Source organism: Paraburkholderia caffeinilytica, assembly GCF_003368325.1.
Taxonomy (GTDB): domain Bacteria; phylum Pseudomonadota; class Gammaproteobacteria; order Burkholderiales; family Burkholderiaceae; genus Paraburkholderia; species Paraburkholderia caffeinilytica.
Genome location: NZ_CP031466.1, coordinates 3,121,910 through 3,134,948 on the forward strand (window position 1 = coordinate 3,121,910; position 13,039 = coordinate 3,134,948).

The 13,039-nt window shown below is 60.6% G+C and carries 14 protein-coding genes; 3 read left to right on the forward strand and 11 right to left on the reverse strand.

What is annotated here, in order from left to right:
* The first annotated feature begins 5 nt into the window (after positions 1–5).
* Positions 6–290 carry a hypothetical protein gene (locus DSC91_RS37475; protein ID WP_162831392.1) on the forward strand — a complete coding sequence of 95 codons (285 nt, stop codon included), beginning with the start codon at positions 6–8 and terminating at the stop codon, positions 288–290.
* A 22-nt stretch (positions 291–312) separates the two neighbouring features.
* On the opposite strand, the gene leuB is transcribed toward DSC91_RS37475, so the two are convergent.
* From leuB to DSC91_RS13820, 11 genes are all read right to left on the reverse strand, one after another.
* Positions 313–1,380 carry a 3-isopropylmalate dehydrogenase gene (leuB, locus tag DSC91_RS13770; RefSeq protein ID WP_115779022.1) on the reverse strand — a complete coding sequence of 356 codons (1,068 nt, stop codon included), beginning with the start codon at positions 1,378–1,380 and terminating at the stop codon, positions 313–315.
* A gap of 80 nt (positions 1,381–1,460) precedes the next feature.
* On the reverse strand, positions 1,461–2,114 hold the full coding sequence (gene leuD, locus DSC91_RS13775; RefSeq protein ID WP_115779024.1) for a 3-isopropylmalate dehydratase small subunit: 654 nt from the start codon (positions 2,112–2,114) through the stop codon (positions 1,461–1,463).
* A gap of 86 nt (positions 2,115–2,200) precedes the next feature.
* Positions 2,201–2,359 carry an entericidin A/B family lipoprotein gene (locus DSC91_RS13780; protein ID WP_115779026.1) on the reverse strand — a complete coding sequence of 53 codons (159 nt, stop codon included), beginning with the start codon at positions 2,357–2,359 and terminating at the stop codon, positions 2,201–2,203.
* A 5-nt stretch (positions 2,360–2,364) separates the two neighbouring features.
* Complete coding sequence (gene leuC, locus DSC91_RS13785) at positions 2,365–3,774, reverse strand: 3-isopropylmalate dehydratase large subunit (protein ID WP_115779028.1); 1,410 nt, start codon at positions 3,772–3,774, stop codon at positions 2,365–2,367.
* Positions 3,775–4,151: 377 nt separating this feature from the next.
* Positions 4,152–5,453: a citrate synthase gene (gene gltA / locus DSC91_RS13790; protein ID WP_115779030.1), complete on the reverse strand. Its 1,302-nt coding sequence runs from the start codon at positions 5,451–5,453 to the stop codon at positions 4,152–4,154.
* A gap of 101 nt (positions 5,454–5,554) precedes the next feature.
* Positions 5,555–5,830, reverse strand: coding sequence for an FAD assembly factor SdhE (locus DSC91_RS13795; RefSeq protein ID WP_115779032.1), 276 nt, complete (start codon positions 5,828–5,830; stop codon positions 5,555–5,557).
* Between the two features lies 1 nt (position 5,831).
* A complete protein-coding gene (locus DSC91_RS13800) occupies positions 5,832–6,536 on the reverse strand; it encodes a succinate dehydrogenase iron-sulfur subunit (protein ID WP_054034792.1) in 705 nt (234 codons plus the stop codon).
* A gap of 24 nt (positions 6,537–6,560) precedes the next feature.
* Positions 6,561–8,336, reverse strand: coding sequence for a succinate dehydrogenase flavoprotein subunit (sdhA, locus tag DSC91_RS13805; protein ID WP_115779034.1), 1,776 nt, complete (start codon positions 8,334–8,336; stop codon positions 6,561–6,563).
* A gap of 4 nt (positions 8,337–8,340) precedes the next feature.
* Positions 8,341–8,709, reverse strand: coding sequence for a succinate dehydrogenase, hydrophobic membrane anchor protein (gene sdhD / locus DSC91_RS13810; protein ID WP_054034791.1), 369 nt, complete (start codon positions 8,707–8,709; stop codon positions 8,341–8,343).
* 4 nt (positions 8,710–8,713) lie between these two features.
* Entirely contained in the window at positions 8,714–9,130 is a 417-nt protein-coding gene (gene sdhC / locus DSC91_RS13815) for a succinate dehydrogenase, cytochrome b556 subunit (protein WP_115779036.1), read from the reverse strand.
* Positions 9,131–9,287: 157 nt separating this feature from the next.
* The gene (locus tag DSC91_RS13820) at positions 9,288–10,088 is read right to left on the reverse strand and encodes a GntR family transcriptional regulator (RefSeq protein ID WP_115779038.1); all 801 of its coding nucleotides are present in this window, start codon (positions 10,086–10,088) and stop codon (positions 9,288–9,290) included.
* A gap of 504 nt (positions 10,089–10,592) precedes the next feature.
* Here DSC91_RS13820 and DSC91_RS13825 point away from each other — a divergent pair.
* Positions 10,593–11,576 (forward strand): malate dehydrogenase, encoded by a 984-nt coding sequence (locus DSC91_RS13825; RefSeq protein ID WP_115779040.1) that lies wholly within the window; start codon positions 10,593–10,595, stop codon positions 11,574–11,576.
* Between the two features lie 315 nt (positions 11,577–11,891).
* Complete coding sequence (locus tag DSC91_RS13830; RefSeq protein WP_115779042.1) at positions 11,892–12,908, forward strand: HpcH/HpaI aldolase/citrate lyase family protein; 1,017 nt, start codon at positions 11,892–11,894, stop codon at positions 12,906–12,908.
* Positions 12,909–13,039 lie beyond the last annotated feature (131 nt).

Consider the following 13,039-nt stretch of genomic DNA (forward strand, 5'->3'; position numbering starts at 1 on the left):
GGAAGATGAGCGGGCACGACGGACGATCAGCGTTTCGTGATCGTTTTCGGGGTAATCGTTTTGATGGTAATGGCGAGCTCAACCACACGGGCCGTTTTGCCGTGCAGTTTCGAAATCGAGGAGATTTGAGCTATGTGCGCCATCGCTACAATATACACGAAAACCGGAATCTGGCGACGTCATCACACGCCGCTATCGCCCGTATTACGCGCGAATCGGCCTGTTTGGAGGCCAATTCGCGTTTTAAAGGTCGTTTTAAAGGTCGTTTTGAAGACCCTTTAGCGACCTAACTACCGCCTGTTTCAACTCGCCTTACAGCGCGGCGACGACTGCGTCGCCCATCGCCACGGTGCCGACCTGCTTGCAACCCGGCGTCAGAATGTCGCCGGTGCGGAAGCCCTGTTCCAGCACCTTCTTGACCGCGGTTTCGATGCGATCCGCCTGTTCCGCCTTGTTCAGCGAATAGCGCAGCATCATCGCGGCCGAGAGAATCGTTGCCAGCGGATTCGCCACGCCCTTGCCGGCGATATCCGGCGCGGAACCGTGCGACGGCTCGTACAAGCCCTTGTTGTTCTTGTCGAGCGAGGCCGACGGCAGCATGCCGATCGAACCCGTCAGCATGGCAGCTTCGTCGGAGAGAATGTCGCCGAACATATTGCCGGTGACGACCACGTCGAACGCCTTCGGCGCCTTCACCAGCTGCATCGCCGCGTTATCGACATACATGTGCGACAGCTCGACGTCCGCGTATTCCTTCGACACGTCGATCATCACGTCGCGCCAGAACTGCGACGTTTCGAGCACATTGGCCTTGTCCACGCTCGTCAGCTTCTTCTGGCGCTTTTGCGCGGCCTGAAACGCGACGTGCGCAATGCGGCGTACTTCGGGTTCCGAATAACGCATCGTGTCGAAGCCTTCCTTCGCGCCTTCGAACAGCCCATCTGGCGACGAACGCACACCGCGCGGCGCGCCGAAGTAGATGTCACCGTTCAGTTCGCGCACGATCAGGATGTCGAGCCCCGAAACGATCTCTTCTTTCAACGACGACGCGCCCGTGAGTTGCGGATAGCAGATTGCCGGACGGAAGTTCGCGAACAGTTGCAGGTGCTTGCGCAGACCGAGAATCGCCTGCTCCGGGCGCAGCGCGCGTTCGAGCGAGTCGTACTTCCAGTCGCCGACGGCGCCGAACAGAATCGCATCGGCTTCCTTCGCCAGCGCCAGTGTCGATTCGGGCAGCGGATGACCCTTGGCTTCGTAGCCCGCACCGCCAACCGGCGCTTCTTCGAGTTCGAACTTTTCGCCGAGCACGTTCAGGACCTTCACGGCCTCCTTGACGATTTCGGGACCGATGCCGTCGCCCGGCAAGACTGCGATCTTCATGCGAATTTCCTTGATGATTTTCTTCGAGACTTTTCTAAGCGTGAATCAGCGAGCCACCGGGCTCTCGGGCTTGCAAGCCGTTACCCGACGATGCGGTGATTCAGCCACGGCTGCTTCGCGATGCGCTCGGCTTCGAACTGGCGAATCTTGTCCGCGTGACGCAGCGTGAGGCCGATATCGTCGAAGCCGTTCAGCAGGCAGTACTTGCGGAAGCCCGCGACTTCGAAGGGATACGCGGCGCTGCCATCCGACGTGCGCACGACTTGCGCGTCCAGGTCGATGGTCAACTGGAAGCCGTTGAATGCGTACGTTTCGTTGAACAGGTGGTCGACCTGCTGTTCGGTCAACACGATCGGCAGCAGACCGTTCTTGAAGCAGTTGTTGTAGAAAATATCGGCGAAGCTCGGCGCGATGATCGCGCGGAAACCGTATTGCTGCAGCGCCCAAGGTGCGTGCTCACGCGAGCTGCCGCAACCGAAGTTCTTACGCGCCAACAGCACCGACGCGCCCTGATAGCGCGGCTGGTTCAGCACGAAATCCGGATTCAGCGGACGCTTCGAATTGTCCTGACCCGGCTCGCCGTGGTCGAGGTAACGCCATTCGTCGAACGCGTTCGGACCGAAGCCCGTGCGCTTGATCGACTTCAGGAATTGCTTCGGAATGATCGCGTCCGTGTCGACGTTCTCGCGATCGAGCGGCGCCACGACGCCGGTATGTACGATGAATTTATCCATGACGCTTGCGCCTGTTTCAAGACCGGGCGATGCACGTGGCGGCCGGAAAACCACCCGCCGCGTCGCCGGCAAAAATCAAAAACCGCTTATTTGTCAGCGTGATTGCTGATCGAATTGCCGAGGTGCGACATGTCCTCGCCAAATCCGTGCACCGTATTGCAGCCGGCCAGACCAATCAACAGTCCGGCCAGGGTACCGAGTGCGAAGCGGCGCAATAGAGTGGTGCGATTCATGTTCTTCATCATGCGATTTATCCAAGCTTGCGAATATCGACGAAATGCCCTTCGATAGCCGCTGCGGCAGCCATCGCTGGACTCACGAGGTGGGTACGGCCACCGGCGCCCTGACGACCTTCGAAATTACGATTCGACGTGGACGCGCAACGCTCGCCCGGATCCAGCCGGTCGGCGTTCATCGCGAGACACATCGAGCAACCGGGCTCACGCCATTCGAAACCGGCATCCGTAAAGACCTTGTCGAGGCCTTCGCGTTCCGCTTGCGCTTTCACCAGACCCGAGCCCGGCACGACCATGGCCAGACGGATGTTCGGTGCGACGCGGCGGCCGAGCTTCTTCACGACGTAGGCCGCGGCGCGAATGTCTTCAATGCGCGCGTTGGTGCACGACCCGATGAAGATTTTATCCGGCTTGATGGATTCGATCGGCGCATTCGGTTCGAGCGCCATATATTTCAGCGCGCGCTCCATTGCATCACGCTTGACCGGGTCCTTTTCGCGCTCCGGATCCGGCACGCGGCCATCCACCGCCGTGACCATTTCCGGCGACGTGCCCCACGTGACTTGCGGCACGATTTCGGCAGCGTTCAACTCGACCACGCGATCGAATTGCGCGCCTTCGTCCGATTTGAACTGCTTCCAGTACTCAACCGCGTGATCCCACTCGACGCCTGCCGGCGAGAAGGGACGGCCCTTCAGGTACTCGATGGTGGTGTCGTCCACGGCGACCATGCCGGCGCGCGCGCCTGCTTCGATCGCCATGTTGCAGACCGTCATGCGGCCTTCCATGGACAGCGCGCGAATCGTCGACCCGCCGAATTCCATCGCATAGCCCGTGCCGCCTGCCGTGCCGATCTTGCCGATGATCGCGAGCACGATGTCTTTCGCGGTACAGCCGCGCGGCAACGGGCCCTCGACCTTCACCAGCATGTTCTTGCTCTTCTTCTGCAAGAGCGTTTGCGTGGCCAGCACATGCTCGACTTCCGAGGTGCCGATGCCGTGCGCCAACGCGCCAAACGCGCCATGCGTGGACGTGTGCGAGTCGCCGCAGACGATCGTCATGCCCGGCAGCGTAGCGCCCTGCTCCGGCCCGATGATGTGCACGATGCCCTGGCGCAGGTCGTTCATCTTGAACTGCGTGATGCCGTAGGCGTCGCAGTTCGTGTCGAGCGTGTCGACTTGCAGCTTGGAGACCGGATCGGCAATGCCGTGGCTGCGATCCGTGGTGGGGACGTTATGGTCCGACACGGCCAGATTCGCGCTGATGCGCCACACCGGACGCTCAGCCAGCTTCAGGCCTTCGAACGCCTGAGGACTGGTGACTTCGTGCAGCAGGTGACGGTCGATATAGAGAATCGTCGTACCGTCTTCTTCCGTGTGGACCACGTGTGTGTTCCACAATTTGTCGTAGAGAGTCTGTGCCATGGTATGCGGGGTAGTAATGACTGCGGGCTGACTGTGTCGGTCGATTATGCCACGCTGAACCGCGCTTTGGGTCCCTCAATCACGGAGAAAACCGATAAAAAACAGGGAGTTGGGTGGTAGTGGCGATACCTGTATGGGTGTTACCCGGCACGGGATTGCGTGGCGGGCGCGATGCGGAGTCAGGCCGGGCGCGTATCGTCGCCACGTCGAAACGCATGGGCATACGCTGCCGGCATCCACGGAACTACGACAACTGGATAGGCGCGCGCCCAAAACAAAACGCCCCAACGATCAACCCGTTGGGGCGTTTTTTATCCATCCTGTCTCGCGCGCTTCACGGCCATGCCGGCCATGCAACGCGTGGGACACACTACTACTTAACGCTGCGCAATCGGCTTCGCTTCACGCGGCGTATCGCCAACGAACAGCTGACGCGGACGGCCAATCTTCTGCTCCGGATCGGCGATCATTTCGTTCCACTGTGCAATCCAGCCAACCGTGCGCGCCATCGCGAAGATACACGTGAACATCGACGTCGGGATGCCCAGCGCGCGCTGCACGATGCCCGAGTAGAAGTCGACGTTCGGGTACAGCTTGCGCGACACGAAATATTCGTCTTCCAGCGCGATCTTTTCCAGCGCCATCGCGAGCTTGAACAGCGGGTCGTCGTGCAGGCCCAGCTCTTCCAGCACTTCATGGCAGGTTTCGCGCATCAGCTTCGCACGCGGATCGTAGTTCTTGTAGACGCGGTGACCGAAGCCCATCAGCTTCACGCCCGAGTTCTTGTCCTTCACCTGCTTGATGAACTCAGGAATGTTGTCGACCGAGCCGATTTCTTCCAGCATGTTCAGTGCGGCTTCGTTCGCACCACCGTGCGCTGGGCCCCACAGGCACGCGATACCGGCCGCGATACACGCGAACGGGTTAGCGCCCGACGAACCCGCCAGACGCACCGTCGAAGTCGACGCATTCTGTTCGTGGTCAGCGTGCAGAATCAGAATGCGATCCAGCGCGCGCACCAGCACGTCGTTGACCTTGTACTCTTCGCACGGGTTCGAGAACATCATGTGCATGAAGTTCGCGCTGTACGACAGGTCGTTCTTGGGATACGCAAACGGCTGGCCGATGCTGTACTTGTACGCCATCGCGACGAGAGTCGGCAGCTTCGCGATCATGCGAATGGCCGACACTTCACGGTGACGCGGATTGTTGATGTCGAGCGAGTCGTGATAGAACGCCGACAGCGCGCCGACCGCCGCGACCAGAATCGCCATCGGGTGCGCATCGCGACGGAAACCGCGGAAGAAGAAGTGCATCTGCTCGTGCACCATCGTGTGCTTCGTGACGGTGTTGACGAACTCCGCGTTCTGCTGCGCATTCGGCAGTTCGCCCTTCAGCAGCAGGTAGCAGGTTTCGAGGAAGTCGGCGTTTTCCGCGAGGTTGTCGATCGGGTAGCCGCGGTACAGCAACTCGCCCTTGTCGCCGTCGATGTAGGTGATCGCCGAATTGCACGCCGCCGTCGACATGAAGCCCGGGTCGTACGTGAACTTGCCGGTCTGGCCGTACAGTTTGCGGATGTCGATCACGTCCGGGCCGAGAGTGCCCTTGTAAATCGGCATTTCAACGCTCGGCGAATTGTCGCTGAACGATAGCGTGGCTTTAACATCTGACGGGGTCATAGCACATCCTCAATCGAAGTATGGAAACAGGGTTTCGATAATTTGCACGCCTGGAAACAACGGACAAGCGGCACTCAAGACGCTAACGACGTTAACGGCGCTCAAGCATTCCGCAACAGCTCCAGCACCCGGATCAGATCCGGGTCGGCAAGCTCGCCTTCCGGTTCCTTGCGGGCCAGCAGCAAGTCCATCAGGTCGTTATCGCTCAGCTCGAGCAGGCGGGTGAGAGCGCCTACATCGGCATCGCTGAGGTCATGCTCATATCGGCTGAAAAAACGTTCGAAAATCAGATCGTTTTCCAGCAGGCCCCGCCGCGCACGCCAGCGAAGGCGCGCGCGGCGGAGAGGGTCGGACTGATGCGATGTTTCGGTGTTCATCCTATACAGCGCGGCGAACCATCAATTCCTTGATCTTGCCAATCGCCTTGGTCGGGTTCAGGCCCTTCGGGCAGACGTCGACGCAATTCATGATCGTATGGCAACGGAACAGACGGTACGGATCTTCCAGGTTGTCGAGGCGCTCACCCGTTGCTTCGTCACGGCTGTCCGCGATGAAACGATAGGCTTGCAACAGGCCGGCCGGGCCGACGAACTTGTCCGGATTCCACCAGAAGCTCGGGCACGAGGTCGAGCAGCTGGCGCACAGGATACATTCGTACAGACCGTCGAGCTCGTCGCGCTCTTCCGGCGATTGCAGACGTTCCTTTTCCGGCGGCGGCGTATCGTTGATCAGGTACGGCTTGATCGAGTGATACTGGTTGAAGAACTGCGTGAAGTCGCAGATCAGGTCGCGCACGACGGGCAGGCCCGGCAGCGGACGCAGCACGATCTTCTGCGGCAGGTCGTTCATGTTCTGCAAGCAGGCCAGACCGTTCTTGCCGTTGATGTTCATTGCGTCCGAACCGCACACGCCTTCGCGGCACGAACGGCGGAACGACAAGGTTTCGTCCATCGCTTTCAGCTTGAGCAGCGCGTCGAGCAGCATACGTTCGTGCGAGTCGATTTCGATCTCGTACGTTTGCATGCGCGGCGCTGCGTCCTTATCCGGATCGTAGCGGTAAATTTCAAATGTACGCTTGGCCATTTCTGAATTCCTTTGACTTGTGCCTTAGAAGGTACGCGCTTTCGGCGGCACCGATTCGACGGTCAGCGGTTGCATCTGAACCGGCTTGTAGTCGAGGCGATCGCCTTCGCTGAACCACAGCGTATGGCGCAGCCAGTTTTCGTCGTCGCGATGTTCGAAATCGTTCTGCGCGTGCGCGCCGCGGCTTTCCTTGCGGGCTTCGGCGGAAACCATCGTGGCGCGGGCCACTTCGATCAGGTTCTCCACTTCCAGCGCTTCGATACGCGCCGTGTTGAACACCTTCGACTTGTCTTTCAGATAGATGTTGTCGACACGATCAGCCACTTCGCGGATCCGCTCGACACCTTCGGCCAGCAGCTTCGACGTACGGAACACGCCCGCGTGCGCCTGCATCGTGGAACGGATATCGGTCGCAACGGTTTGCGAGTATTCGCCCGACGTGGACTTGTCCAGCTTGTTCAGACGAGCCAGCGAGAAATCGCCCGCGTCGGCCGGCAGCGGCTTGTGCTCCTTGATGTCCTTCACGTGCTTGACGATGTGGTTGCCGGCCGCGCGGCCGAACACCACCAGGTCGAGCAGCGAGTTCGTGCCGAGACGGTTTGCGCCGTGCACCGACACGCACGAGCATTCGCCCACTGCGTAGAAACCGTTGACGACTTCCTTGTGGTCCCGCGACGTGCCAACGACCTGGCCGTTGATGTTCGTCGGGATACCGCCCATCTGATAGTGGATGGTCGGCACAACCGGAATCGGCTCTTTAATACAGTCGACGTTCGCGAACTTCATCGCGATTTCGCGGATCGACGGCAGACGCTTCATGATCGTCTCAGCGCCGATGTGCGACAGGTCGAGCAGCACGTGGTCCTTGTTCGGACCCACACCGCGGCCTTCCTTGATTTCCTGGTCCATCGAACGCGAAACGAAGTCGCGCGGTGCCAGATCCTTCAGCGTCGGCGCGTAGCGCTCCATGAAACGCTCGCCGTTCGAGTTGCGCAGAATGCCGCCTTCACCGCGCACGCCTTCGGTAATCAGCACGCCCGCGCCGGCCACGCCGGTGGGGTGGAATTGCCAGAATTCCATGTCTTGCAGTGCGATACCCGAACGCGCAGCCATGCCCAGGCCGTCACCGGTGTTGATGAACGCGTTCGTGGATGCTGCGAAGATCCGGCCCGCGCCGCCCGTAGCGAACAGCGTGGTCTTGCCTTCGAGGATATAAACGTCGCCGGTTTCCATTTCCAGCGCGGTCACGCCGAGCACGTCGCCGTCGGCGTCGCGGATCAGATCCAGCGCCATCCATTCGACGAAGAATTGCGTTTTGGCCGCCACGTTCTGCTGGTACAGCGTGTGCAGCAGCGCGTGACCGGTACGGTCAGCCGCCGCGCAAGCGCGTTGCACCGGCTTTTCGCCGTAATTGGCGGTATGGCCGCCAAACGGGCGTTGGTAAATCGTACCGTCGGCGTTACGGTCGAACGGCATGCCGAAGTGTTCGAGCTCGTACACGGCGTTCGGCGCTTCACGGCACATGAACTCGATCGCGTCCTGGTCGCCGAGCCAGTCGGAACCCTTGATCGTGTCGTAGAAGTGGTAATGCCAGTTGTCTTCGCTCATGTTGCCGAGCGAAGCGCCGATGCCGCCTTGGGCAGCGACCGTGTGCGAACGCGTCGGGAACACCTTGGACAGCACGCAAACCGACAGACCGGCGCGCGCGAGTTGCAGCGAAGCGCGCATCCCCGAGCCGCCTGCGCCGACGATAACCACGTCAAACTTGCGACGCGGCAGAGAATTCTTGATTGCAGCCATTCTTTTACACTCTCCAGAGAATCTGCGCAGCGTAGCCCGCACATGCGAGCAGCCAGACGATCGTCAGCGCTTGAAGAAACAGGCGCGTGCCAACGGGCTTCACATAGTCCATCCAGATGTCGCGGATACCGACCCACGCGTGATAGAACAGCGACAGCAGCGTGACAAACGTGGCGAGCTTCATCCATTGCGTTGCAAAGATCGAGGCCCAGCCGTCATACGAGAAATCGCGCGCGCCGAAGAACCACGCGAGCAGGATCACCGTGTAGACGGCCATGATGCAGGCGGTAATGCGCTGGGCGAGCCAGTCGCGCAGACCGTAATGTGCGCCGACGACGAGACGCTTCGGACCGATTCGGTTATTAGCTGCCATTTTTTTAGAATGCTCCGAAGAGTTTGAGCGCAAATGCAATCGTCAGAAGCGACGAAACGACCAGCACCACGATGGAGGTTTGCTTACCCTTCTCTTTGGTCGTGAGGCCGTGGCTCGTGTCCATGAACAGGTGGCGGACACCGGCGCAGAAGTGGAACAGGAAGGCCCACGCGAGAGCAAGCGTGATGAGCTTGACGATGATGTTGGAGAGGAAGCCCTTGAAGACTTCGAAACTAAGTTCGGAAGTCAGGCTCTGATCAAAGAGGTACAGCAGGAACGGAAGAAAAACAAAAAGCAGACCACCGCTCACGCGGTGCAAGATCGACACTCGCCCCGCTAGCGGGAGACGGTATGCCGTCAAAATCTGCCCGATACCGATGTTCCGGAATTCCGGCCTCGGTTTTTTTACGGCTTCAGCCATGCTAGACCCCTACTATGTAGTCACACTAATCCGCAATTTTAGCGCCTTTTTATATCGCGCTGCAGCGAAAACCACTCCCGGTCCGTTACAGCGTGCGCGATAAAGGCACCTTCAAACAGGCGCGCGCGTGGGGCGCCGCGCCTTTCTTCATCCCGATTCAGCTCAGATCGTTCTGATAGTAATACCCGGTTGTGACATACCAACCACGGCGCACCTCAACCGGCCGGTCTCCGTATGTATAGGAGACGCGCTCGACCGAAAGCAGCGGAAAACCCGCCGGCACATGCAGCAGATCGGCGACCGTTGGATCAGCCGCGACCGCACGGATCTTTTCCGTTGCGCGGATCATGCGGGTCCCGAATTCCGTCTCGAACATCGCGTAGAGGGGACCTTTATACTCCGACAGCCGCTCGAGCGTGAGCCCACGGAACACCGCGCCGGGCAACCAGATTTCGTCGAGCACGGTGACTTCACCGTCGAACTGCAGCAAGCGCTTGATCAACACCACCGGATCGGCGGGTTTGAGGTCGAGTTGCCGGGCGATGTCCGCCGAAGCACGCAAACGCCGGCATTCAAGCAGGCGGCTGACGTGCGGATGTTCCGCCCCGTCATCGGCCAGTAATCTGAGGAAGCGAAACTGGGCGCGGTCTTCATTGTGCGTTGCAACAAAAGTACCCTTGCCCTGGCGGCGCACCAGCAGGTTGTCGGCGGCAAGCTCGTCGATCGCTTTGCGCACCGTTCCCTGGCTGACCTTGTATCTTGCCGCCAATTCAACTTCACTAGGAATGATCTCGCCAGGCTTCCATTCGCCAGTTTCGAGGCTCTGCGTAATCAAGCCCTTGATCTGCTGATACAAAGGGCTGAAAGTGGGCGACGTGGCGGGCGCGGCAGCGGATACACCCTCGCCCGCGGCCCCATGGCCGTTCGGATTCGCGGTGTTCGCCTGGTTCGAAGTCATCCGCGCATTTCATCATAAAGGGCCGGGCCGCGTCTAGGATTTTCCCCTCAACAGATATGTCTTATATAAGACATAAGATAATGTTGACTTTGTGTCTGACGGCTCCTACACTCCTTGTCGAGCAAGGGTTTGCGGGTTTTTGAGCGGCTGTTTTGCACGATGCAATGCAGCGCGGTAGCGCACCGGCAGCCACTCTGCACCATGCTGTTCCCACGCAGTCCAGGTTTCGATTCGCCGCCATTCGTTGGTCAGACGCTTGCCGAAACGCGCTGTTTGCAGGAGCCCGCACCGTGCAGCGGCTACCCGGCGCCAACCTGCCCCAACCCCGCTCGGCAATACAGGTTTCCGGCATGGCGGTCTTGCCGCAGCACGCCGCACAGCCTCGGCATATTCCGAGGCCGTACGCGAACAGTGAATTCCGCCGTGTTTCACAACGCTTCGCTGAACGCGCATATAGAATGGCGTTTTCCCTAGCGTCTAACGCATCGTCCTGGAGATTTCTCAATGGCTAAGCCCGCAAAGCGCGTTGCCGTCACCGGCGCCGCAGGTCAAATCGCTTACTCCCTGCTGTTCCGCATCGCCAATGGCGATCTGCTCGGCAAGGATCAGCCGGTTATCCTGCAACTGCTCGACCTGCCGCAAGCGCAAGGCGCCGTCAAAGGCGTCGTGATGGAACTGGATGATTGCGCATTCCCGCTGCTGTCGGGCGTCGTGATCACGGACGACCCGAAGGTCGCATTCAAGGATGCAGACGTGGCCCTGCTGGTCGGCGCCCGCCCGCGTTCGAAAGGCATGGAGCGCAAGGACCTGCTGTCGGCAAACGCCGAAATCTTCACGGTTCAGGGCAAGGCGCTGAACGAAGTCGCGAGCCGCGACGTGAAGGTGCTGGTGGTCGGCAACCCGGCCAACACCAACGCCTACATCGCCATGAAGTCGGCGCCGGATCTGCCGAAGAAAAACTTCACCGCCATGCTGCGCCTCGACCACAACCGCGCGCTGTCGCAACTGGCCGCCAAGTCGGGCAAGCCGGTCGCTTCGATCGAAAAGCTGGCTGTGTGGGGCAACCACTCGCCGACCATGTACCCGGATTTCCGCGTCGCCACGGCTGAAGGTCAAGACCTGACCAAGCTGATCAACGACGAAGAATGGAACCGCAACGAGTTCATCCCGACCGTCGGCAAGCGCGGCGCAGCGATCATCGAAGCGCGCGGCCTGTCGTCGGCAGCGTCGGCAGCTAACGCCGCGATCGACCACGTGCGCGACTGGGTGCTCGGCACGAACGGCAAGTGGGTCACGATGGGTATCCCGTCGGACGGCTCGTATGGCATTCCGGAAGACATCATCTACGGTGTGCCGGTTACGTGCGAAAACGGCGAGTACAAGCGCGTTGAAGGTCTGGCCATCGACGCGTTCTCGCGCGAAAAGATGGACGGCACGCTGAACGAACTGCTGGAGGAGCGCGAAGGCGTTCAACACCTGCTCGGCTAAGCCCCGATGCAGACGAACCGGAACTCGTGAGAAAACGCCGGGCCGCCCCAAGTCTTTCGCTCCGCAAGAAGTCCCCTTGGGGGCTTGGCGCAAAGCGGCAGGTCTGGGGCGCTCTCAGGCTCTATCGCGGCGAGTTCCGGTTTTTTACGTGCGAATGCTGGTACGTGCCATGAAATTGCGGTTCACGTCGCAATTTGTCGTGCCAGTATTCACCTCTGATTCGAACGCGCTTTGCCTCATGGCTCGCTGATCGCCACGCAGAACGCGTCCGAATCCGATTGACCCACCCGACCACCCAGAATCCTGACGCCGAAGATGCGCGCCCTCACACCCGCCGAAGTGCTGTTTGACGGCGAAGTGCCGCCCGCTGTGCTGCCTGCCTGCGATCACTACGCCGGCAGCGAGAAGCTGATGCTGAAATCGCTCGCGGTGCAGCAACAGCTCGGCCCGGTGTTCGACATCACGCTCGATTGCGAAGACGGCGCGCAGGTTGGCCGCGAAGCCGAACACGCGGAACTGGTTGCGTCGCTGCTGGGCAGCGAGCATGACCGCTTCGGCCGCGTCGGCGTGCGGATCCACGACTTCGATCACGCGCACTGGCGTGACGATGTCCGTCTCATTCTGCGCGCGGCAAAGCGCGCGCCCGCTTACATCACACTGCCGAAAATCCGCAACGTCCCCGATGCAGCCGAAATGGTCGCGTTCATCGAAGCGACGCGGCGTGAGCTCGGCATTACGCAGCCGGTACCTGTGCAACTGCTGGTCGAAACGCACGGCGCGTTGACGCGCGTATTCGATCTGGCCGCGCTCCCCGGCGTCGAGGCGCTGAGCTTCGGCCTGATGGACTTCGTTTCCGCGCATGACGGCGCGATTCCCGATACGGCCATGCGCTCGCCCGGTCAGTTCGATCACCCGCTGGTGCGGCGCGCGAAGCTTGAAATTTCGGCGGCCTGCCATGCGTATGGCAAGGTGCCGTCGCACAACGTCAGCACTGAAGTACGCGACATGAGCGTGGTGGCAAACGACGCGGCACGCGCCCGCAACGAGTTCGGCTACACGCGCATGTGGAGCATTCACCCGGCGCAGATCGCAGCGATCGTCGCTGCATTTGCACCGCGCGACGAAGAAATCGTCACCGCCACCGAGATTCTGCTGGCCGCACAGTCCGCGCAATGGGGGCCCACGCGTTATCACGACACGCTGCACGACCGGGCCAGCTATCGCTATTACTGGTCGGTGCTGCGTCGCGCGCAGTCCACGGGGCGTGCCGTCCCGCAAGACGCCGCGCCGCTCTTCACGAAAGTGGGCACTAACGGGCAAGCCGCATCATGAGCGCGACGGTCAACGCAGCGGCCGGCGCGGTGACGCTGGACGGCCCTCGGGCGTGCCACCGAGCAATGGAGCCGGAGCAGCGCCTGCGGCAGCGGCAGGCGAGCGCAGAGCGCGCGTTTCAAGCCACGGTC